Origin of the sequence: Rhodococcus indonesiensis, assembly GCF_047782815.1 — a bacterium.
Taxonomy (GTDB): Bacteria; Actinomycetota; Actinomycetes; order Mycobacteriales; family Mycobacteriaceae; genus Rhodococcus; species Rhodococcus indonesiensis.
In genome coordinates this window covers 1392147-1413873 of sequence record NZ_CP180630.1, presented here as the reverse complement: position 1 = coordinate 1413873, position 21727 = coordinate 1392147, and the positions used below count along the sequence as shown (strand labels likewise).

Sequence of the window (21727 nt, the reverse complement as noted above, 5' to 3'; positions counted from 1 at the left end):
ACCAACTTGGAGTATCTTTATAAGTCGAATACGGGTCGTAAGTTTGCAGGGGCGGTACGGCGGGGCGAGAGGAGCAGATGTGGACCCTCCACGGACAGCGATCACGATCGCGATCGCCGCCTGCCGATTCCATCTGAGGTCGATGCGGCACTTGGCCCACCCTCGTCGGATCCGGCAGAAGCGACTGTTCCTCGGGCCGGTCCGGGTAGCCGGGCACACTGTGGCCTTGCGTAGTCCGCGTTTGGACGACGCAACGGCCTGGAGAGAGATTCGTCTGCGGGACCGGCGGCTCATCGAGCCCTACTGGCTGACCGCCAGGGACGATTGGGACCGCCGCCATACCGTCACCGTGTGGGTGGGCGAGTGTCTCGCTCGCCGCCGGGCGGAACGGTCCGGCACTGCTCTGCCCCTGGTGGTCGAGATCGACGGGAGGTTCGCGGGACAGTGCAATTTCGAATGTATCGATCCCGCGGCCCTGACTGCTCAGACGAGCGTCTGGATCGACTCTCGATTCGCCCGCGCGGGTATCGGACTCGCAGTCGGCGGCCTGGCGATGAGCCACCTCTTCGACACTCTCGGGCTACGCCGGATCTCGGCTGCCATTTGCACGGACAACGTGGCGGCAGCACGTACGGTGCAGCTTCTCGGGTGCCGACGCGAGGGCACCATGTCCAGCTATCTCGACGTCGGCGGACTACGCCGAGATCACGACCTCTGGGCGATCACTTCGGAGATGTGGCAGCAGCAGCAGCTCCGCGCGCAACTCGAGCAGGTCGCAGCGTCGGACACACCTCCGGTGGCGGGCATGCAAGAGACCGGCACACACGAGGCCGAAACCGCACATCTGCGCCGTCCCGGATGAGAAAACATCGGACGGCTCGCGCCGGACCAGGCCCGTTTACCGACCGGGTCCCTAGGTCAGGCTGTAGGTCAGGTACTGCTGCAGGTCGGGTACTGCTCTAGGCCAGGCTCCTGTAGGGCGGGAATCGCCTGTAGTGCAGGGAAACTGCACCCATGCCGATGGGCCGGGAGCGGCCTCGCGCATTCAGGTTCGGAGCCTTCAGGTTCGGATGGGCCCTTGCGGGATTACCTGCGCTCGCGATATTCCCTGCGCTCTCGGTACACCTGTACTCGTGCACTCGGCCGCGAATCAAACGCTCGACTGCCGATCGAGCATGGACTGTGCGGATGCACCGGAAGTCCGTTCGACCAGACCGAACATCCGCTCGTAGGCTTCACGACTTGCCGCGACCTGAGCCCGCGCCCGCTCCCGTAGTACCGGACGTAGTTGCGGAGCCGCGTCCCACAGTTCCCGGATCGACTTGGAAAGCCGGTCGTCGAGGTCGTGGGCATCGAGGTGAATCAACTCGAGACCGCCGCCGAACATCGCCCTCAACCCACCTAGCTTACCGTCGTAGTACTTCGACGACGACAGGCCGACGACCGGAATACCTTGAGACAGAGCAAAAACAGCCACATGGTACGCGCCGGTGACCAGAACCCGGCACCGTCCGACTGCAGCAGCGAGATCTCGGGCACGTGCGTAGCGATCCAGGGGCGCGGCCACCGACGGATAACCCTCGAGCAGCGGCAGCGTCGATCGGCGGTCCTCCGACTCGCACTCCGAAACGATCAGTGGCACGAGTGTGGCACCGACCCCGAGAGCGAACTCCTGCACGGACCGGCGCACACTCGTCCGAGCCTGAGCCCCCACGGGCGAATAGTCTGCAATACGCAGACAAACGCCGAGATCGGAGCCCATCTCAGGCCGGCCGGCGTCATATCCGAGCTCCACGGCGTCGTCTCCGGTAATGTATATCCGCTCGTCCGGTACTCCCATCCTCGCCAGCAGGTCCGGACCGCACACATCCTCCCGCAACGCGATGACATCGACCCGCGGCAGCACCTTCGCGGCCCGAGCGAAGAGAACCGGATCGTCGATCGGGCCGATCCCCTGACCTAGCGCGGCGGTGGGAATCCCCTTTTCACAGGCATATTCGAGCAGATCCAGGGTGCGCGTCGCCTGGTATGTGTCGACGTCAGCGAGGTAGCCTCCGCCCATCGCAACGATCAGCGACGCTGTCTTCGCCGCCTCCGGAATACGAGCACCGCGATTCACCGTGTTCCTGTCACGGTCGTGGCTGCGCCACTCTTTCATCCGTGTCAGCGGATGACGCACCGAGTCGGGCAGTTTGCGCAATTGCCGCCTCGGGGGATTGGTCAGGGACCACCACACTTCCGAGACTCGTCCGACAACCGCAGGTCCCAACCGTGCCGGCAGCTGAGAAGACCGTCCCAGCCTCGACCAGTGGGCTCCACGCCGGTACCCGACCGGCTCGGCAGCGGGCTCGAATGCTCGTAGCAGACCGGGTGCGTAGGTCAGGACGCCGATGCGGGCGTCGGGCCAGCGCGCCCGGATCCGGCGCACGGTGACATCGAGTAACGCCAGGTCACCTTTGTTGTTGAGCCAGTATTCGCCGTTGTCGATCAGGACCCGGATGGGAGGCTCCCCACCGGCAGACAGACCGAGCGGAATCTTCACCATCCGCAAACTCCCATCGGATCGAGCACAGTTCGATCGCGGCGTCGTCCTACTCGACGGCTGTTCGTTCCATCGGGTAGAAATGTTCAGGGCGGAGGGTCGTTACCGTTTACGATACCGCACAAGGCCTACCGATTGAACCCCGAAGTTGTTGGGGAACACCGGAGAAGGTTGCGATCGCGCGTACTCCTACCGAGAATGATGACGCTGCCTCATACCTGTGTACCCTCGGAGCCTCCCACTTCCTCTCGTGTCCGCCCCTCGCTCCAGGCGTCGTCGTCGAAGGGAGCCGACAGTGCCGCACTCTTCTCCACCCTCGTTCGTCCGATCCACGAAACTCCAGGCCCGGCTCCACGAGATCGTGCCCGGCGGTGCGCACACGTATGCCCGGGGCTCCGACCAGTATCCGGAATTCATGGCACCCGTCCTCGAGCGCGGAGCGGGTGCCCGCGTGTGGGACGCCGACGGGAACAGCTACGTCGAGTACGGGATGGGCCTGCGCTCGGTGACGCTCGGGCACGGCTACCGTCCCGTCGTCGACGCCGTCGCCGCCGCGATCGCCGACGGCACCAACTTCAGCCGGCCAACGACCCTCGAACTCGCCGCAGCCGAGGACTTCCTCGCTCTGGTGCCCGGCGCCGACATGGTGAAGTTCGCCAAGAACGGCTCCGACGCCACAACCGCGGCCGTGCGCCTGGCGCGGGCTGTCACCGGCCGCCGGCACGTCGTGGCATGCGACCAGCCGTTCTTTTCCGTCGACGACTGGTTCATCGGCACCACCCCGATGAAGGCGGGAATCCCCGAGGAGGTCACCGAGCACACCCACCGGTTCCGGTACAACGACCTCGACTCGCTCGAACATGCTTTGTCGGCCAGGCCGACCGCATGCGTGATCCTCGAGGCCGCCACCGCCCTCGCCGAGCCCGATCCCGGCTTCCTGCCCGGCGTGCGCCGCCTGTGCGACCGGCACGGTGCCCTGTTGATCTTCGACGAGATGATCACCGGATTCCGCTGGTCCGAGCACGGGGCGCAGGGCGTGTACGGCGTCCGGCCGGACCTGTCGTGCTGGGGCAAGGCGATGGGAAACGGCTTCCCCGTCGCCGCGCTCGCAGGTCGGCGCGAGTTCATGGAACTCGGCGGCCTGCGCACCGACGGTGACCGGGTGTTCCTCCTGTCGACCACGCACGGACCGGAGTCCGGCGGACTGGCTGCCTTCCGTGCGGTGGTGCGTGCCTACGCGACCGAAGACCCCATCGGCCGGATGGAAGCATCCGGTCGCAGGCTTGCCGACGCCGTCAACGCCGCGGCCGCGGATCTCGGCGTGGAGCGTTACGTCCAGGTGGTCGGACGCCCGTCCTGCCTGATCTTCGTCACCCGTGACCCGAATCTGCTGCCCTCGCAGGAATTCCGCACGCTGTTCCTGCAGGAGATGCTCGTCCGGGGTGTGCTCGGACAGTCGTTCGTGATCTCGGCGGCCCATACCGACGCCGACCTCGAGGAGACCGTGGAGGCAGCGCGCGGCGCTCTCGCGGTGTACCGGCGGGCCCTCGACGCGGGCGGGGTCACCGGCTTCCTGCACGGCCGCCCCGTCGCCCCGGCACTGCGTGCCCGTGCGGAGCCGCGTCGGCTCGGAGAAGCGCCGGTCGGGACTCACTTCTCCCAGTAACGCACCCATGCGTCCACGTCGAGACCGCCGTACGGCACGCCGTCGGCGTGGGCAGCCTTCTCCGTCGCGCGCACCGTCGCGACGAACTGCAGCGTCGCGCTGCGCAGCGCGTCCTCCGCGCCACCGTCGCCGGTGACGTGCACCGTCCGGAGTTCGGGCGGGACGAGATGCGTGGGGAGTCCGGCCCGGGTGGCCCGGGCGATCACCTTGTCGGTCAGGGCCAGCGCCGGCTGTGCCGTCGCGATGCCGTCCAGGCAGGAGGGCCGCGCCTTCTCCGCCGCTTTGGCCACCTCCCACGCTGCCTCCTGCTCGGCCACGTCGATCGGGCCGGTGTGACCGTTGGTCAGGTGCGGGCTGCGCGACGCGAGCTTGGCGACGAGCGTGTCGGCGACGTCGTCGACGGTGAACGGATCGGTGTCGGACTCCTCGGCGATCCGCGAGTGGAACAGCACCTGGAGCAGCAGGTCTCCGAGTTCCTCGCGCAGACCGTGCGGGTCGCCCTCCTCGATCGCGTCCAGCAGCTCGTACGTCTCCTCGAGCAGGTAGCGGCGCAAAGAGTCGTGCGTCTGGGTGACCTCCCAGCCGCCGAATCCCCACAGCCGGTCCATCACGTCCACGGCACGCAGCAGGCGCTCCCCCGGAGCGGGCGGGGCGGCGATCACCCGCTCTCCCCGCCGTACGCGTTCACGCACCGCCTCGTGCTCCGGGTCGACGGCGATCAGTGTCTCGGCTCCGGATCCCACGGTGGCACCGAGGATTTCGCACACCTCTGCCGGAACGTCGTCGGTGCAGTCGAGCGGCCCGGTCAGCAGCGGCACCGCCTCGAGCGGCACCGATCCGGGCCGGTACGGGTCGAGCAGAATCACCGTCACCGCCGTCGCCTCACTTTCCCCGTCGCTGCGCTCGCCCCGGTCGCAATCCCCGTCGCTGCGCTCGCCCCGGTCGCAATCCCCGTCGCTGCGCTCGCCCCGGTCGCAATCCCCGTCGCTGCGCTCGCCCGGTCACACGCTCGCGGCGGTCGGCACACACACGTCAACCGATCCCTGCGCCTTGCCGTCCAGGGCGAGCAGGAAGTCCGCGATGTACTGCAGCAGCTCGACGTCGCGCACCCGCTCGGAACCCACGCCACCGGTTCGCGGCAACGGCAGCTGCACGATGCCGCTCGTGGCGCGGTACTGCGCCGCCGGATAGAGACGCTTGAGCCGCATCTGCTTCGAATCCGGCAGGTGCATCGGCGAGATCTTCAACTGGGTGCCGGAGACCGCGACCTCCTCGAGGTCGTACTCGCGGCACAGCAGGCGCAGCTTGGCCACCGACACGAGCCGGCCGACCTCCTCGGGCAGCGGACCGTAGCGGTCGACGAGTTCCTCGACCACCGCGGCGATCGCGTCGTCGTCGTGCGCCGCGGCGAGCTTGCGGTAGGCCTCGAGCCGCAGCCGGTCGGATGTCACGTAGTCCGGCGGGATGTGGGCGTCGACCGGAAGATCCACCCGCACCTCCTTGGCGGCCTCGTCCGTGGCGACGGGACGGCCGTCCGCGGCGGCCCGGAACGCCTCCACCGCCTCGCCGACGAGCCGCACGTACAGATCGAATCCGACGCCGGCGACGTGACCGGACTGCTCCGCGCCCAGAACGTTTCCCGCGCCGCGGATCTCGAGGTCCTTCATGGCCACGGCCATGCCCGCGCCGAGATCGGAGTTCTGGGAGATCGTGGCGAGCCGGTCGTATGCCGTCTCGGTCAGCGGCTTCTCCGGCGGGTACAGGAAGTACGCGTAACCCCGCTCGCGGGAACGACCGACGCGTCCGCGCAGCTGGTGCAACTGCGACAACCCCAGCGAGTCGGCGCGCTCGACGATGAGGGTGTTGGCGTTGGAGATGTCGAGGCCCGTCTCGACGATGGTGGTGCACACCAGGACGTCGTACTGACGCTCCCAGAAGCCCTGCACGGTCTTCTCGAGGGTGTCCTCGTTCATCTGCCCGTGCGCCACCGCGACCCGCGCCTCGGGGACGAGGTCACGAATCCGCTTGGCGGCCTTGTCGATCGAGCTCACCCGGTTGTGCACGTAGAACACCTGTCCGTCGCGCAGCAGCTCGCGGCGGATGGCGGCGGCGACCTGCTTGTCCGCGTAGCCGCCCACGTAGGTGAGCACCGGGTGCCGCTCCTCGGGTGGGGTGAGGATCGTCGACATCTCACGGATGCCGGCCATGCTCATCTCCAGGGTGCGCGGAATCGGCGTCGCGGACATGGTCAGCACGTCGACGTGCGTGCGCAGGGCCTTGATGTGCTCCTTGTGCTCGACGCCGAATCGCTGCTCCTCGTCGACGATCACGAGACCGAGGTCCTTCCAGCGCACGCCGGTCTGCAGCAGCCGGTGGGTGCCGACGACGATGTCGACCTCACCGTCGGCGAGGGCGGCGATCGTCTCCTTCGCCTCGGCGGAATCGGTGAAGCGGCTCAAGCCCTTGACGGTGACCGGGAACGACGCCATCCGCTCCGTGAAGGTCTGCAGATGCTGCTGCGCCAGCAGCGTGGTGGGCACCAGCACCGCGACCTGCTTGCCGTCCTGCACGGCCTTGAATGCGGCACGCACCGCGATCTCGGTCTTGCCGTAACCGACGTCGCCGATGACGACGCGATCCATCGGGACCGCCTTCTCCATGTCGGCCTTGACCTCGGAGATGACGGTGAGCTGATCCTGGGTCTCGGTGAACGCGAACGCGTCCTCCATCTCCTTCTGCCACGGGGTGTCCGGCGCGAATGCATGCCCCGGGGCGGCCTGACGGGCCGCGTACAACTGCACCAGCTCTCCCGCGATCTCGCGGACAGCCTTGCGCGCCTTGCGTTTCGTGTTGGCCCAGTCGGAGCCGCCGAGCTTGCTCAAGGCGGGCATCTCGCCGCCGACGTAGCGGGAGAGCTGGTCGAGGGACTCCATCGGCACGAACAGCCGGTCACCCGGCTGCCCGCGTTTGCCGGGCGCGTACTCGATGACCAGGTACTCGCGGCGGGCGCCGCCCACGGTCCGCTCCACCATCTCCACGAACCGGCCGATGCCGTGCTGGTCGTGGACCACCATGTCTCCGGCGGTGAGCGCCAGCGGATCCACCTGGTTGCGGCGCTTGACCGGCGTGCGGCGACCCTCGGCGGCGGTCACCCGGTTGCCCGTGAGGTCGGACTCGGTGACGAGCACCAGTCCGGGCACGTCTGCGCCGTCGCCCGGCAGAACCAGGCCGTCGTGCAGCGCGCCGCACAGCACCCCGACCGTGCCGCGGACCGGTTCGGCCCCCGGATCGAGCCGCGCTGCGGGTACGTCGTTCTCCTGCAGCCGCTCGAGCACCCGCTGCCCGGTGCCGGCACCTGCGACGACGATCGCCGCCCGCCCGCCGGTGGTGACGTGTGCACGCAGGTTCGCGAAGAGCATCGTCAGCAGTTCCTCGGAACCGCGCACCTCCGGCGCCGACTGCACGTCGAGCACGACCTCGGTGTCGGCGCCCGACGCCAGCGGGCTCAGCGTCCACCACGGCCGGCCCGCGGCTTCCGCCGTCTCCCGCACCCCGGTCAGCGGCCGGTACGCGGAGGCGGCCAGATCCACACCCTTCATGTTCGCGGTGTCCAGTGGCGCGGCCCCGCCGAGCGAGGCCGCGGTCCACGACGCCTCGAGGAACTCCTGGCCGGTGCGCATCAGGTCCGCCGCGCGGGTCCGGACCTTCTCCGGATCGCACAGCAGCACGTGCGTACCGTCCGGCACGACGTCGGTCAGCAACTGCAGCTCGCCGGTCTGCAGCACCGGCAGCAGCGCCTCCATGCCCTCGACCGGGATGCCGGAGGCCATCTTGTCGAGCATCTCCACGAGCGCCGCGTCGGCCGGGTTGTCCTGGGCGAGTCGCGCCGCGCGTTCTTTGACCTGCTCGGTCAGCAGCAGTTCCCGGCAGGGCGGGGCGATGAGGGTGCTCACCTCGAGTTCGGGGATGGACCGCTGGTCGGCGACGGAGAACGGGCGCAGCTCGGTGACCTCGTCACCCCAGAACTCGACCCGCACCGGGTGGTCCGCTGTCGGCGGGAAGACGTCGAGGATGCCGCCGCGCACGGCGAACTCGCCGCGCTTGCCGACCATGTCGGCACGGGTGTAGGCCAGCTCGACGAGCCGCTCGATCAGCTCGTCGAAGTCGTGCTCCGCGCCGACACGCAGGGTGACGGGCTCGATGTCGCCCAGGCCGGGGGCCATCGGCTGCACCAGCGAGCGCACGGTCGCGACGATCACCCGCAGCTCGGGGCCGTAGTCGCGGTCCTCGGGGTGCGCGAGCCGGCGCAGTACCTGCAACCGGCGTCCGACGGTGTCGGCGCTGGGCGAGAGCCGCTCGTGCGGCAGCGTCTCCCACGAGGGGAACTGCGCAACGACGTCGCCGAGCATCTCGCGCAGCTCCGCCGTGAGATCGTCCGCTTCACGGCCGGTCGCGGTCACCACGAGCAGCGGCGTCTTCGCGGCGAGCGCGGCGGCGACGAACGGCCGGGCCGCGGGCGGGGCCACCAGGGCCTGTTCGGCGGTCCCGGCGAGGGCGGCCACACGCTCGAGCTGAGCGTCGGCCAGCGCGATCCGCGCCAATCCGGACAGGGGGGTGACGGACACGTCGGACACGGGAAGGGCGCTCCTGGGGTTCGAGAAGAGGACCGTCCGAGTCTATGCGGTGTCCGGTTCGAGCGGCACCGGCAGCACTGCCGCGAGCGGCACCGGCAGCACAGCCGCGAACGGCACCGCCAGCACAGCCGCGAGCGGCACGGTCAGATTGGGTCGGTCGCCAGCAGGTCGGCGCTGTTGTCGCCGAGCGCTGCACGCGCCCACGCGGCCAGCCGCGCCCGCAGGGCGGCGTCGGCGAGCTCCTCGCCGGGCCCGAGCCACCGCCGTCGCGCCATCCGGTGCAGCACGCGCACGGACCGCCGGGGATCGGCGTCGAGGACGTACGCGACGAAGGCGTCGGGTGTCTGCGGCTCGACCCCGGACCGCTCGAGCGAGCGCGCGAGAGCGGCGTCGGTGGTGACGACGACGTCGGCCTGTGCGAACAGCGCCACCGCCGTCAGGTGTGCGTCGCGGGGATCGCTGACGTACGGCACCTCGCGCAGCACCGTGGCGGGCCAGGTCACCCGTGCCTCGGGGAAGGCTGTGTCGAGTTCGGCGAACAGGAAGTCCCGCGCCGGGCGCGACATGTGCGCCGGCAGCCTGCGCTCCACCTCGGCGACGATGCCGTCGCTCCAGTAGGGCCGGTACAGCGCGTCCTCGGCCAGGGCGAGGAGCACGTCGCGCACGCGCGGCGGCGTCAGTGCCGGCGCGTCGAGGACCGCCCGGATCGGCACGATCGTTCCCCCTCAGAAGTCGTCGTCGTACAGACCGTCGCGTCGGTTCAGATCCGCGACGGCGTCCAGAGCCCGGCTCCGGGCCTCGGCCGTGTGCTCGGCGCAGGCGAGGACGTCGGCGCGGCGGATGCGTCGGTGCAGGCCGTGGAACCGGGAGGGCAGGGTGCCGTCGTCGACGAGACGGGCCACGTACGCCCGGCCGACACCGAGCACGTCCGCCGCCTGGGCGGTGGTCAGCAGCGCGGGCACCGGGACGATGGTCACCGCGGCGTCGGCTCCGGACTCGTCGAGGGCGCGGGCGAGTGCCGCACCGGCCGCAGCCGCGTCGAAGGGTCCCAGGGTCACGGCGGCGATCGTGTCAGGCGGTGGCGGCCGGCGCAACGATTGCCGCCGGGATCAGACCCGGAGCCGGCGCGAGGCGAACTGCTTGAAGTACTCAGCCTTGGCGGGCGGTACCAGGGCCGGCAACATCAGTCCCCACGCGTTCTCGAGGTATTCGACGAGGGCGTCACGACAGTCGAGCGCCGCCGCGACCATGCGTACGCCGGTGAGCACCTGCAGGAGGAACAGACCGACCATGTCGGGGTCCACGTCCTCGTTCAGGTCACCTTCGGCCAGGGCGCGCTTCGCGAGGTCGCGCATCGTCACCAGCCAGGTGTCGAACAAGCGGTCGCCGGTGCCCCGGTAGTCCCCGATCTCCACGGCCAAGCGGAACATCGCCCGGACCACCGGATCGTTCCGGGACAGGTCGACGGTGAGGACGGACAGCTCGATCAGTGTCTCGAGGGCCGGAGTGCGGTCGTTGATGGTCGCCACCGCGGCCTCGGCGAGGCGAGCGAAGCCCGCGTCGACGACACCGCGGGCGAGCTCTTCCTTGGAGGCGAAATGGAAGTACAGCGCACCCTTGGTGACCCCGGACTCCTGGATGATCTCGTTGAGGCTGGCGTTGGCGTAGCCGAGGTTCATGAAGATCTCCGCGGCGCCACGGACCACGGATTCGCGGGTGACTTCCGCGCGGACCTGCCGAGCCATTCACGGCCTCCCGGACAGACTCGTACGCAGGGGACGACCCGGGCGATCGGCTCCGATCGCCGCTCGGTTGATCACCGCGATCACCTCGCATCCCTTCTCGAGTCGGCTGCGCAACGATACCACCTGGTAGAGGGACGATCGGGGGACTGCGCCACCCCCTCAGGCAGTCCCGAGCTGCGGATCCGCCTCGAGGTGCGTGAGTCCGTTCCAGCACAGGTTCACCAGGTGGGCGGCCACGACCTCCTTCGACGGGCTGCGCTCGTCCAGCCACCACGTCGCGGTCGTCGCGACCATGCCCACCAGCGCCTGCGCGTAGAGCGGAGCCAGGTCCGGGTCGAAGCCCCGGCGGGAGAAGTCGCCGGCGAGGATGTGCGCCACCTGCCGCACCGCCTCGTTCAACAGGGACGAGTACGTGCCCTCCTCCGCGGTGACCGGGGAGTCGCGCACGAGGATGCGGAAGCCGTCGGTGCGTTCCTCGACGTAGGTGAGCAGGGCCAGCGCCACCCGCTCGACCCGGATGCGCGAGCGGTTCTGCGTCAGGCTCGCGCTGATCATCGACATCAGGGTCGACATCTCCCGGTCCACGACGACGGCGTACAGCCCCTCCTTGCCGCCGAAGTGCTCGTAGACCACCGGTTTGGAGACCTGAGCCCGCTGGGCGATCTCCTCGATCGACGCCGCCTCGTAGCCACGCTCGGCGAAGATTGCCCGCCCGATCTCGATGAGCTGTTCGCGGCGTTGGGTACCCGTCATCCGGACCCGCGGGCTGCGGTCGGCGTGGTTCTGCGACGGCTTCGACACGTAATACATCCTTTCCGGCCCCGGCCGGACCCCGGGCCACCGGAAAAAACCCCGGGGACGACGCGCGGCGGGTTGCGCTCAGCCTATCCGTGACGACGACGCGCCCGGCCCCGCGTTCGACTCCGGGCGTGGCGGCATGCGAGGATCACAGACGCATGACCGGGGCGTCGGCGCCGGGAATGCGGCAGTCCGCCGTGGTGTAATCGGCAGCACCTCTGATTTTGGTTCAGATAGTTCAGGTTCGAGTCCTGGCGGCGGAGCAGGGCAGTCGGGGCCCGTGAGCTCCCCTGCCGGTGCCGAACCTGCGCATGTCGAACGTCGAGGGAGCTTCATGCAAGTGCAGACCGCAGTTGTCGTCCTGGCGGCCGGAGCGGGTACGCGAATGCGGTCCAAGACCCCGAAGGTGCTGCATACCCTCGGGGGTCGCACGATGCTCGCCCATTCGCTGCACGCGGCCGCGGAGCTGGACCCGAGCCACCTCGTGGTGGTCGTCGGGCACGAGCGTGAGCGCGTCTCCGCCGCCACCGCGGATATCGCCGAGACGCTCGACCGCAAGGTGACCATCGCGGTCCAGGATCGGCAACTCGGCACCGGGCATGCGGTGCAGTGCGGGCTCGACGCCCTGCCCGGCGACTTCTCCGGCGTGGTCGTCGTCACCAATGCCGACGTCCCGCTGCTCGACGGCCACACCCTCGAGGCACTCGAAGCCGAGCACCTCGCCGAGCCGACGCAGTCCGCGGTGACGGTCCTGACGTTCCTCGCCGACGATCCCACCGGGTACGGCCGCATCGTCCGGAACGGCCACGGTGAGATCCGCGAGATCGTCGAGGAGGCCGACGCCGACGCCGAGCAGGCCGCCATCGACGAGGTCAATGCCGGCATCTACGCCTTCGACGCGGAGTTCCTCCGCAGCGCACTGACGCGGCTGCGGGCCCACAACGCCCAGGGCGAGCTGTACCTGACGGACGTGGTCACGATCGCTCGCCAGGACGGTCGGGCAGTGTTCGCCGCCCAGCTCGCCGACGCGACGAAGGTTGCGGGCGCGAACGACCGGGTGCAGCTCGCCGCGCTCGCGGCGCAGCTGAACCGGCGCACCCTCGAGCACTGGATGCGCGCGGGGGTGACCATCGTCGACCCGGCCAGCACGTGGGTGGACGTGGACGTCGTCCTCGCCCGGGACGTGACCCTGCACCCCGGGGTGCAGCTGCACGGCCGGACCGTGGTCGACGAGGACGCGGTGATCGGTCCGGACACCACGCTGACGAACGTGCGGGTCGGTGCCGGAGCGTCGGTGGTGCGCACCCACGGTTCGGACTCCGTGATCGGCGACGGGGCGACCGTCGGGCCGTTCGCCTACCTGCGTCCGGGCACCGACCTCGGCGAATCCGGCAAGATCGGGACCTTCGTGGAGACGAAGAACGCCGAGATCGGCCCGCACTCGAAGGTGCCGCACCTGACCTACGTCGGCGACGCCACCATCGGCGAGCATTCGAACATCGGCGCTTCGAGCGTGTTCGTCAACTACGACGGCGTGCACAAGTCGCGCACGGTCGTCGGATCCCACGTCCGGACCGGATCGGACACCATGTTCGTGGCGCCCGTGACGGTCGGCGACGGCGCCTACACCGGCGCCGGCACGGTCCTGCGCCGCAACGTTCCACCGGGGGCGCTTGCGGTGTCGGGTGCGCCACAGCGCAATATTGAAGGCTGGGTCCAGCGGAACCGCCCCGGGACCCCCGCCGCCGAGGCAGCGTCTGCAGCACGGCAGCAGCAAGAGATCGAACGGCAAAAGGACGGCCAGGACCAGTGACCTCCAATTGGATCGACAACCAGAAGAACTTGATGCTCTTCTCCGGCCGGGCCCACCCCGAGCTGGCGGAGCAGGTGGCGAAGGAGCTCGACGTCCAGGTCACCCCGCAGACCGCGCGGGACTTCGCCAACGGCGAGATCTTCGTGCGGTTCGAGGAGTCCGTCCGTGGCTCCGACGCGTTCGTGCTGCAGAGTCACCCGTTCCCGCTCAACCAGTGGGTGATGGAACAGCTCATCATGATCGATGCGCTCAAGCGCGGGTCGGCCAAGCGCATCACCGCAGTCCTGCCGTTCTACCCGTACGCCCGCCAGGACAAGAAGCACCGCGGCCGTGAGCCCATCTCCGCCCGCCTGATCGCCGACCTGCTCAAGACCGCCGGCGCGGACCGCATCATCACCGTCGATCTGCACACCGACCAGATCCAGGGCTTCTTCGACGGCCCCGTCGACCACATGCACGCCCAGGGCCAGCTCGCCGAGTACATCCGCGACAAGTACGGCGTCGAGAACATCGCCGTGGTCTCCCCCGACTCCGGTCGCGTCCGCGTCGCGGAGAAGTGGGCCGACACCCTCGGCGGTGCCCCGCTGGCGTTCATCCACAAGACCCGCGACCCGCTCGTGCCGAACCAGGTCAAGTCCAACCGGGTCGTCGGTGAGGTCGAGGGACGCACCTGCATCCTCATCGACGACATGATCGACACCGGCGGCACCATCGCCGGCGCCGTGAAGATCCTGAAGGAGGCCGGCGCAGGCGACGTCGTCATCGCCGCCACCCACGGCGTGCTCTCGCATCCGGCCTCCGAGCGCCTCGCGTCCTGCGGTGCCAAGGAGGTCATCGTCACCAACACGCTGCCGATCGACGACGAGAAGCGTTTCCCGACGCTCACCGTTCTGTCGATCGCACCGCTGCTCGCGCGCACCATCCAGGAGGTGTTCGAGAACGGCTCGGTGACGTCGCTGTTCAACGGTTCCGCGTAGCCGCGGAAGGCGCGGTGTACCTTCGGACCGTCACCGGACCGAAAGGACACCGGCATGTTCACCGGCTTCCCCGTTGCCGCCCTCGACTTCTACGAGGATCTCGAGGCGGACAACAGCAAGCCGTTCTGGGCCGCGCACAAGGCCGTCTACGACGACTGCGTGCGCGGCCCGATGCTTGCGCTGCTCGCGGAACTCGAACCGGAGTTCGGAGCGGGCAAGGCGTTTCGCCCGCACCGCGACGTGCGCTTCAGTGCGGACAAGTCGCCGTACAAGACCCATCAGGGCGGTTTCGTGCAGACCGGACCCGGCGTCGGCTTCTACGTGCAGATCGACGCGGCCGGGCTGCGGGTCGCCGGCGGCTTCTACCGGGGCTCGTCCGCCCAGGTCGCCGCATTCCGTGCTGCCGTGGACGATACGCGCCGCGGCCCGCGACTCGAACCGCTCGTGCGGCGGCTGCACCGGGCCGGGTACGAGATCGGTGGTGAGCGGCTGAAGACCCGTCCGCGCGGTGTTGCCGAGGACCACCCCCGCCTCGACCTGCTACGGCACAAGTCCCTCACCGCCGCGCGGACACACCCCTCGCCCGAGTGGATCGACACCCCGCGCACCCTCGACGAGGTGCGCACCGCCTGGCGCGACGTCCGGCCGCTCGTGGAGTGGCTGACCGCCGCAACCGCCACCTGAAAAGCGTTCGCATCGCGGACGATCCGAGGGTTTCCGTGCCGTACCGATCGGTACGGAAAGTGCTGCGGCACAAGAGTTTGCCGCCCGTACACCCGGCGTCGGCATGATCTTCGTCACGTCGACATCCTCCTGTCGCAGGTCGCGCCGGACCCACCCGAGCGGACCCCGCCGACCTTCACCTAAGGTGGCTCCTCGTGATCGACGCGCGAACCCTCGAGGCCCCCACCGAAAACGCGAAACTCGAGACCGTCCGACGGTGGAAACCCGGAGCCTGCGTCTGGTGCGGCGACACCGAGTCCGTCGAGCCGTTCCGTAACGAACCCCGTTGTGGCACTTGCCGCACCCACGAATCCATCATCGACGAGGCCCGCAAGTTCGTCGGCATGTACGGTCTGCGCCCCATCGGCGGCACACTGCAGTCGGACGACGAAGAGGAGTACGAGCACCGCAAGGCCGCTCGCGACTCGCGTCGCGTCCTCAACGACATCCGGCTCGCCGAGCAACCCGATCCCGCCCTCGTGCGCAAGGCCCTGCGCCCCCGCGCCGCCGCCGTCGTCGCCGAGAACGTGCGCCGCCCTGCCACCCCGCGCACCTCCTCGGTGCGCCCGTCGCAGCGCGCCGCCGACCCGGCGCCCGTACGCACCGGCGGCGTCGACGTCGACGAGATCCAGAACCGCGCCCTCGCGCTGCTCGATCAGCTCTCCGCAGTCGATGCGCAGCTCGCGCTCGTCGCCGACCAGTCCGGCCTCGCCGCCCGCGCCCGCCGCGGCGACCTCGAGAAGCAGAAGGCCACCATCCTGCGCACCCTGGCCGCCCTGGAGAAGGCGCGGCTCAGCGCGACGAGGTAGGAACGAACTCTCGCCCCCGAGGGGAGGTTGTCGCGGCACCGTCCGGGTGCCGCAGTCGACAACCTCCCCTCGTCGTCTGTAGTGCCTGGTCGGACTGCGCAAACCGGACATCCCTCCGCTCGGCCCGGAAGAGACCGGGTAGTCTGCCCGTGCCGAGGGGTCTGTCGGGGACACCGGGACAACGGTGGAGACCGCACATGCCGGCGTGCGTCGACCGAGCGAGCGAGAGGAGTTGCCGTGAGTGTCCCCGGCGCTGTCCGAACCGGGGTGCCGACGTGGCGGACGCTGGCCACCGCCCTGCCCCGCCCTCGCCTGTTCGACATGCTCGGCCGCGGGTCCGCGCTCACGGTGGTCCACGCCCCGGACGGATTCGGCAAGAGCACACTCCTGGCCACGTGGCTGCACCGGGGCGGCGCACCCGAACGCGACATCGCGTGGGTGCCGGTGGCGAACGACGCGACACCGGAACGCATCTGGTCCGACGCCTGCACGGTGCTGGGCGAACACGTCGCACCCGGTGACCCGGCCGGACGGCTCGCCGAGGTCCTCCGGTCCCGCCCGGCGCCGACCCTGCTCGTCCTCGACGGGTTCCCCGCCACCGCGCTCGACGACCTGCTGCCGGCGATCCGGCACCTGCTCGACCGCTGCCCGTCCGTCGACGTCGCCGTCTGCGTGCGGGGCAGCGCCACGACGTCGGCCGTAGCCACGGCAGGCGTGGACTGCACGTTCGTCTCCGCTCACGATCTGCGGTTCACGCCGCGGGAGACTGCGGAGTTCTTCCGCGCCGCCGGGGTGGAGCTCGGAGCCGACGAATACGGCGACCTGTGCCGCGCGCTGGGCGGGTTGCCGCAGTTGATCTCGGGCGCGCTGAACGTCGCGCGGCTGCACCGAGGCTCCCCGGTCGACCAGGAGGGCCGGCCGTCGCCCGAGCTGGCCGCCGCCATCGCCGGCTCCGCATCGGTTCTGCTCGACTCGCTGACCGCCGAAGAGCGCTCGTTCGCGCTGTGCGTGGTCGCCGCCCGTGCTCTCGACGCGGAACTCGCCGCCGAGCTCACCGGCCGGCCGGACGCGGCCGGGCTTCTCGACCGTCTCGAAGCGCGGGGCCTGCTCGTCGTCGACGAGGCAGCCGAGACACGGACGTGGGTGTGGCCGTCGGCCCTGCGGCTCGCGGTGCTCGACCAGGCCCGGCAGGAGGAACCCGGACGAGCCGACGAGCTGATGACCCTGCTCGCGCGCCGCCATCACGACGCGGGCCGGCCGGCGCCGGCCGCGATGTATGCGGCCGAGGCCCGCAAGTGGACGATGGCCGCGGGCATCGTCGAACGCAGCTGGGGCCAGATGGTCGCCGAGCATCTCGAGGAGCTCATCCTCGTGCTGCGGACGATTCCCGAGGACTTCCTGCAGGACCACCCGGCGGTGCTCGCCGGGCGGGCGCTGTTCGTGCAGATGCTCGCCGACCATCCCATCCTGCGGGCGTCGCTGCCGAGCGAGCCCGACGACCTGCACACGCTCGGCGCCGGGCCGGACGCCGCGAACGTCCTGCACCTGGCGACGGTGCAGTCGCTCGCGCTGCGTGTCGCCGGCGACTTCGTCCAGGGCGCCGCCTGCACTCGGCGGCTCGAACCGCTGGTGCAGAGCATGCTCGTGCACCAGCCGGACAACATCACCCCGCAGCTGCCGCTGCTGCGCGTCCAATGGGCGATCACCTTCCAGCTCGTCGCGGACCTGGCCGAATCCAACCGGCAGTTCGAGCTGGCCTACCGGGGCGGCGTCGCCGCGGACACTCCCTACATCGTCCAGAACGCCGCCGGCAGTTCCGCGCTGAACTGGGCCCTGGTCGGCGACGTGCCGCGCGCCCGCCGGTGGCTCGCCCGGGAGGCGACGGCGGAACCGTCCGACGGGCTCTTCGGCGAACTCGTCAAGGTCGGCGGCCGGGTCGCCGCGGCGCTGACCCATCTCGACGCCCTCGACGTCGGAGCGGCCGAGGCGATGATCGACCTGCTCGGCGCGCCCAGCGACCGGGAGGAGCTGTGGGGATTCGTCGCCTACGCCCACGCTCAGCACACCCTGCTCACCGTGGAGGCGTACGCGGGCCTGACGTGGTTGCACCACACCGTGGCCGGCCACGCCCACCGGCACGGCGACGGCGCGTTCTCCCGGACGCTGCTCACCGCGACGGAGATCGACCTGCACCTGGCTCTCGGCAACGGCAACCTGGCGCGCGCCGTGGCGGATCTCGAGCCCCGGCACCATCCGATCCTCGTCGTGCCGGACGCACGGGTGGATCTCCTGGGCGGGAATCCCGGCCGGGCCGTCAAGAAGCTCGCGCGAGTGTCCTGGCCGGACTGTGGCTTCCCGCGGGCCCACCTCGAGGCGCTCCTGCTCGAGGCCGCCGCCCAGCTGGACCTGGGTAATCCGCGGGCCGCAGCCGTGTGCTGGGAGCGCGCCTGCACCCTGGCGCGGACGCTGGGCAATCGGCGCGCGTTCACCACCGTGCCGGACCGGCACCGGCGCGAACTCGAAGCGTGCAGCGGAATTGCGGTGCCGGGCGGTCCCGTCGGGACGGTGTTCCCGGACGAGGTCGCACGGGTCGAGTTGTCCCCGCGGGAGCAGCAGGTGCTCGCGCTACTGGCCGACGGATGCCCGCAGAGCGAGATCGCCCGCCTCCTGTTCGTCTCCCCCAACACGGTCAAGACACAGCTGCGCAGCATCTACCGCAAGCTCGGAGCACACACGCGGGTCGAGGCGATCACCCGCGCACGCGAGCTGCGGTTGCTGCCCGTCAGCAGTGATCTCTAGACCGGTCGGCCGGTACCGCCCCGCCGACCCGCGCGGAGGTATCGCTCACCCCTCGGACCGACGCAACGGCACCTTCGCCCGGGCCCGGGGACGGTCACGCCGGCTTGTGGGCGAGCACCCGGAACACGATGCCCATCCGACCGGTGCGGTGCACGTCGTCGACGACGAACCCGGCTTCGGTGAGATAGGGCGCGGGGTCGCGGAGCAGGTGGTCGGCGCCGAAGCGGATGCTGAGCGGCTCGATGCCGCGCTGCAGGGCGCGCAGCACCCGGTTCGTCGACGGGCCGTGCTCGGCGAGCACGATCCGGCCGCCGGGGACGAGCACGCGGTACGCCTGGGCCGCGGCGCGGGCCGGGTCGGGCACGGTGCAGAAGGTGAAGGTCGAGAGCACGGTGTCGGCGCTCGCATCGGGCAGGTCGAGGGCCTGTACGTCGCCCTCGCGCAGCTCGACGCGCGGGTCGGCGGCGGCCTTCGTCCGGGCGAGTTCGAGCATCCTCGGCGAGATGTCGACACCGACGACGTGGTCGACCTCGGGTCCGTAGAGCGGCAGGTTGAGGCCGGTGCCGACGGCGAGTTCGACGACACGGCCGCGGGCCTGCGCGGCCGCCCAGTGCCGGGCCGGGCCGAGTATCAGCCTCTCGACCAGGCTCATGCCGCGGTCGTAGTTCTTCGACATCTCGTCGAAGATCCGCGAGACGCGCGCGTTCTCGTTCTCGAGCTGCTCCGGATCGGTCACCGTGTCTCCTCACCGAGGTGTCACCGCCGACGTTACCGGCGTACCGTCCCGGCTGTGACCGAACCGATCCCGGAACAGCGCCACGTCCTGACCGTTCTCGTGGCCGCGCAGATCCTCAGCGGCGCAGGCCTGGCGGCCGGCGTGACCGTCGGCGCGCTCCTCGCGCAGGACATGCTGGGCAGCACGAGTCTCGCCGGGGTGCCGAGCGCGTTGTTCACGATCGGGTCGGCGGCCGCGGCCGTCGCCGTGGGGCGGATCTCGCAGCGCGCCGGGCGCCGCGGCGGCCTGACGTTCGGGTACGCCACCGGCGCGATCGGCAGCGCGGGGGTGGTGGCCGCCGCGGCGCTCGACACCGCGGTGCTGCTGTTCGCGGCCCTGTTCGTCTACGGAGCGGGCACCGCGACGAGCCTGCAGGCGCGCTATGCCGGGGCCGACCTGGCCGCTCCGGAGCGCCGGGGGCGCGCCGTGAGCACGGTTCTGGTGGCGACGACCCTCGGGGCGGTGGTCGGCCCGAACCTGACCGCCGTCATGGGTGATGCCGCCGAATCGTGGGGCATCCCCCGGCTGTCCGGGCCGTTCGTGCTCTCCGGCGTCGCCTACGGGCTCGCCGCCGTCGTCCTGTGGGTCCTGTTGCGCCCGGACCCGCTCCTGCTCGCGCGCAGTCGCGCGGCCGGCGCGGAGCCGGTGCCGGACGGCGAGCGGCCGGCCGTGGCCCGGCAGTGGTCGCCCGCGGTGACCGCCGGGGTGGTGGTGATGATCGTGACCCAGCTCGTGATGGTGGCGGTGATGACGATGACCCCGATCCACATGCGCGACCACGGACACGACGTCGGGGCGACGGGCGTGGTCATCGCGATCCACGTCGCGGCGATGTTCCTGCCGTCCCCGATCTCGGGGATGCTCGTGGACCGGGTCGGGCCCTACCGGGTCGCGGCCGCCGCGGGACTCGTCCTGCTGGCCGCCGGGGTGTCGGCGGCACTGGCCCCGCCGCAGTCGGTGCCCGCCCTCGCGTTCGCGCTGGGCCTGCTCGGTTTCGGGTGGAGCCTGGGCCTGGTGAGCGGCACCGCGCTCGTCACCGATGCGGTGCCGCTCGAGTCCCGCGCGGCCACGCAGGGCACCGCGGACCTGTTCGTCGCGCTGGCAGGGGCCGGCGGCGGTCTGAGTTCCGGCCTCGTCGTCGCGGCGGCGGGGTTCCCGGCGCTGGCGCTGACCGGTGCGGCGGTCTCGCTGGTGATCCTTCCCGTCCTCGCGCGACGGTCCGTCGCGCAGCCCGCCCTCCGCTAGCGCGTCAGGCCGGCACGGCGACGGCTCGTCGCGCGACCCGCAGATCCACCAGCCACACCAGGGCGGTGGCGACGGCCGCCGCGACACCGAACACGCACACCCCGGTCCAGCCGGCGCTCGTCCACGCGAGCGCGCCGAGCGCCGAACCGGCCGCGGCCCCGATGAAGTACGTCGTCATGTACACCGCGTTGATGCGGGAACGGGCCGCGGGCGCCAGCGCGTAGACGATGTTCTGGTTGCTGATGTGGACGGCCTGCAACGCCAGGTCGATCGCGACCATCCCGATCAGGAACCACGCCAGCGAGTGGGCGCCGGCCGCCAGCGCGGCCCAGGACAGGACGAGCACCGCCGCCCCCGCACCGGAGGCGAGCTGCGCGAGTCCACGGTCGGCGAGGCGGCCGGTGAGGTTCGCCATCACCGCGCCGGCGACCCCCGCCAGGCCCACCAGGCCGATCTGCACCTCGTCGAATCCGTAGGGTTCGCCTGCCAGCAGGAACGCCATCGTGGAGAACAGGGCGCTCACGGACGCGAACGACAGGGCGCCGAGCAGCGACCGGGTCCGCAGCCGCGGCTGGGTGCGCACGAGGGTGCCGAGCGAGCGCAGCGTGGTCCCGTAACCGATGCGCTCGGCGGGCCGCGACGTCGGCAGCGCTCGCCACAGGGCCAGCGCGACCACGACCATCGCGGCGGCGCTCACCCGGTAGACGGTGGCCCATCCGCCGATACCGGCGAGCAACCCGGCGACGCTGCGGGCGAGCAGGATGCCGAGCACCAGGCCGCTCATCACCGTTCCGACAGCCTGCCCGCTGCGCTCCGGTTCGGCCAGGGTGGCGGCGAACGGCACCAGCACCTGCGCGGCCACCGAGAACAGCCCCGCGATCGCCGTGCCGACGGCCAGCACCGCGATGGTCGGGGCGAAACCGCTCAGCGCCTGGCCGGCCGCGGCGGCGAGCATGAGCCCCACCGTGAGGCGGCGCTTGTCGAACATGTCGCCGAGCGGCACCAGGAACAGCAGCCCGAGGCCGTAGGAGACCTGAGCGACGGTGACGGTGGCCGCGGCGGCGGAGTGGGAAGTGCCCAGGGCGACGGCGATCGACTCGAGCAGGGGCTGGTTGAAGTAGTTGCCGCCCACGCACAGGCCGGTGGCCGTCGCCATCAACAGCAGGACGGGGGTGGTCAGCACGGGCCGGGTGGACGTCAC

17 protein-coding genes and 1 tRNA gene are annotated in these 21727 nt (G+C 70.5%); 9 read left to right on the top strand and 9 right to left on the bottom strand.

Annotated features, from left to right (window positions below):
• The first annotated feature begins 142 nt into the window (after window positions 1–142).
• The gene (locus ACM26Y_RS06720; RefSeq protein ID WP_416063625.1) at window positions 143–862 is read left to right on the top strand and encodes a GNAT family N-acetyltransferase; all 720 of its coding nucleotides are present in this window, start codon (window positions 143–145) and stop codon (window positions 860–862) included.
• A gap of 288 nt (window positions 863–1150) precedes the next feature.
• On the opposite strand, the gene ACM26Y_RS06715 is transcribed toward ACM26Y_RS06720, so the two are convergent.
• The gene (locus ACM26Y_RS06715) at window positions 1151–2545 is read right to left on the bottom strand and encodes a polysaccharide pyruvyl transferase family protein (RefSeq protein ID WP_052455340.1); all 1395 of its coding nucleotides are present in this window, start codon (window positions 2543–2545) and stop codon (window positions 1151–1153) included.
• A 292-nt stretch (window positions 2546–2837) separates the two neighbouring features.
• Here ACM26Y_RS06715 and ACM26Y_RS06710 point away from each other — a divergent pair, with 292 nt between their 5' ends.
• Window positions 2838–4208, top strand: a complete 1371-nt coding sequence (locus tag ACM26Y_RS06710) for a glutamate-1-semialdehyde 2,1-aminomutase (protein ID WP_040274485.1) — start codon at window positions 2838–2840, stop codon at window positions 4206–4208.
• Here the strand turns inward: ACM26Y_RS06710 and ACM26Y_RS06705 are convergent.
• The 6 genes from ACM26Y_RS06705 to ACM26Y_RS06680 form a co-directional block, all read right to left on the bottom strand.
• Entirely contained in the window at window positions 4193–5080 is an 888-nt protein-coding gene (locus ACM26Y_RS06705; protein WP_416062982.1) for a MazG family protein, read from the bottom strand. The genes ACM26Y_RS06710 and ACM26Y_RS06705 overlap by 16 nt on opposite strands.
• 129 nt (window positions 5081–5209) lie before the next feature.
• Entirely contained in the window at window positions 5210–8842 is a 3633-nt protein-coding gene (gene mfd, locus ACM26Y_RS06700) for a transcription-repair coupling factor (protein WP_416062981.1), read from the bottom strand.
• A gap of 143 nt (window positions 8843–8985) precedes the next feature.
• The gene (locus tag ACM26Y_RS06695; protein ID WP_371384225.1) at window positions 8986–9555 is read right to left on the bottom strand and encodes a PIN domain-containing protein; all 570 of its coding nucleotides are present in this window, start codon (window positions 9553–9555) and stop codon (window positions 8986–8988) included.
• Window positions 9556–9567: 12 nt separating this feature from the next.
• A complete protein-coding gene (locus ACM26Y_RS06690) occupies window positions 9568–9900 on the bottom strand; it encodes a helix-turn-helix domain-containing protein (protein WP_416062980.1) in 333 nt (110 codons plus the stop codon).
• A gap of 51 nt (window positions 9901–9951) precedes the next feature.
• Window positions 9952–10587 carry a ScbR family autoregulator-binding transcription factor gene (locus tag ACM26Y_RS06685; RefSeq protein ID WP_416062979.1) on the bottom strand — a complete coding sequence of 212 codons (636 nt, stop codon included), beginning with the start codon at window positions 10585–10587 and terminating at the stop codon, window positions 9952–9954.
• Between the two features lie 159 nt (window positions 10588–10746).
• Window positions 10747–11340 (bottom strand): TetR/AcrR family transcriptional regulator, encoded by a 594-nt coding sequence (locus ACM26Y_RS06680; protein WP_003937865.1) that lies wholly within the window; start codon window positions 11338–11340, stop codon window positions 10747–10749.
• A gap of 236 nt (window positions 11341–11576) precedes the next feature.
• Between ACM26Y_RS06680 and ACM26Y_RS06675 the strand changes: the two genes are divergently transcribed.
• The 6 genes from ACM26Y_RS06675 to ACM26Y_RS06650 all read left to right on the top strand — a co-directional run bounded on the left by ACM26Y_RS06675 (window position 11577) and on the right by ACM26Y_RS06650 (window position 18506).
• Window positions 11577–11648: transfer RNA gene (locus tag ACM26Y_RS06675), tRNA-Gln, on the top strand.
• A gap of 71 nt (window positions 11649–11719) precedes the next feature.
• On the top strand, window positions 11720–13198 hold the full coding sequence (gene glmU, locus ACM26Y_RS06670; protein ID WP_289377318.1) for a bifunctional UDP-N-acetylglucosamine diphosphorylase/glucosamine-1-phosphate N-acetyltransferase GlmU: 1479 nt from the start codon (window positions 11720–11722) through the stop codon (window positions 13196–13198).
• Window positions 13195–14175, top strand: a complete 981-nt coding sequence (locus ACM26Y_RS06665) for a ribose-phosphate diphosphokinase (RefSeq protein ID WP_003937863.1) — start codon at window positions 13195–13197, stop codon at window positions 14173–14175. Before glmU ends, ACM26Y_RS06665 begins: the two co-directional genes overlap by 4 nt.
• Window positions 14176–14229: 54 nt before the next feature.
• Window positions 14230–14859: a DUF2461 domain-containing protein gene (locus ACM26Y_RS06660; RefSeq protein ID WP_054371865.1), complete on the top strand. Its 630-nt coding sequence runs from the start codon at window positions 14230–14232 to the stop codon at window positions 14857–14859.
• Between the two features lie 194 nt (window positions 14860–15053).
• Window positions 15054–15707, top strand: a complete 654-nt coding sequence (locus ACM26Y_RS06655) for a hypothetical protein (protein ID WP_054371866.1) — start codon at window positions 15054–15056, stop codon at window positions 15705–15707.
• Window positions 15708–15944: 237 nt separating this feature from the next.
• Window positions 15945–18506 carry a LuxR C-terminal-related transcriptional regulator gene (locus ACM26Y_RS06650; protein ID WP_416062978.1) on the top strand — a complete coding sequence of 854 codons (2562 nt, stop codon included), beginning with the start codon at window positions 15945–15947 and terminating at the stop codon, window positions 18504–18506.
• Window positions 18507–18600: 94 nt separating this feature from the next.
• Here ACM26Y_RS06650 and ACM26Y_RS06645 read toward each other — a convergent pair whose 3' ends face one another.
• The gene (locus ACM26Y_RS06645) at window positions 18601–19242 is read right to left on the bottom strand and encodes a class I SAM-dependent methyltransferase (RefSeq protein WP_003937859.1); all 642 of its coding nucleotides are present in this window, start codon (window positions 19240–19242) and stop codon (window positions 18601–18603) included.
• Window positions 19243–19296: 54 nt separating this feature from the next.
• On the opposite strand from ACM26Y_RS06645, the gene ACM26Y_RS06640 reads away from it, so the two are divergent.
• Window positions 19297–20526, top strand: coding sequence for an MFS transporter (locus tag ACM26Y_RS06640; RefSeq protein WP_416062977.1), 1230 nt, complete (start codon window positions 19297–19299; stop codon window positions 20524–20526).
• A gap of 4 nt (window positions 20527–20530) precedes the next feature.
• Here ACM26Y_RS06640 and ACM26Y_RS06635 read toward each other — a convergent pair whose 3' ends face one another.
• Window positions 20531–21727 carry an MFS transporter gene (locus tag ACM26Y_RS06635; RefSeq protein WP_081005119.1) on the bottom strand — a complete coding sequence of 399 codons (1197 nt, stop codon included), beginning with the start codon at window positions 21725–21727 and terminating at the stop codon, window positions 20531–20533.

Bases quoted from the DNA above. Each gene is read 5' to 3' on its own strand.
- ACM26Y_RS06720 (WP_416063625.1), top strand. From the start codon at position 143: ATGCGGCACTTGGCCCACCCTCGTCGGATCCGGCAGAAGCGACTGTTC.
- ACM26Y_RS06715 (WP_052455340.1), bottom strand. From the start codon at position 2,545: ATGGTGAAGATTCCGCTCGGTCTGTCTGCCGGTGGGGAGCCTCCCATC.
- ACM26Y_RS06685 (WP_416062979.1), bottom strand. From the start codon at position 10,587: ATGGCTCGGCAGGTCCGCGCGGAAGTCACCCGCGAATCCGTGGTCCGT.
- ACM26Y_RS06680 (WP_003937865.1), bottom strand. From the start codon at position 11,340: ATGACGGGTACCCAACGCCGCGAACAGCTCATCGAGATCGGGCGGGCA.
- glmU (WP_289377318.1), top strand. From the start codon at position 11,720: ATGCAAGTGCAGACCGCAGTTGTCGTCCTGGCGGCCGGAGCGGGTACG.
- ACM26Y_RS06660 (WP_054371865.1), top strand. From the start codon at position 14,230: ATGTTCACCGGCTTCCCCGTTGCCGCCCTCGACTTCTACGAGGATCTC.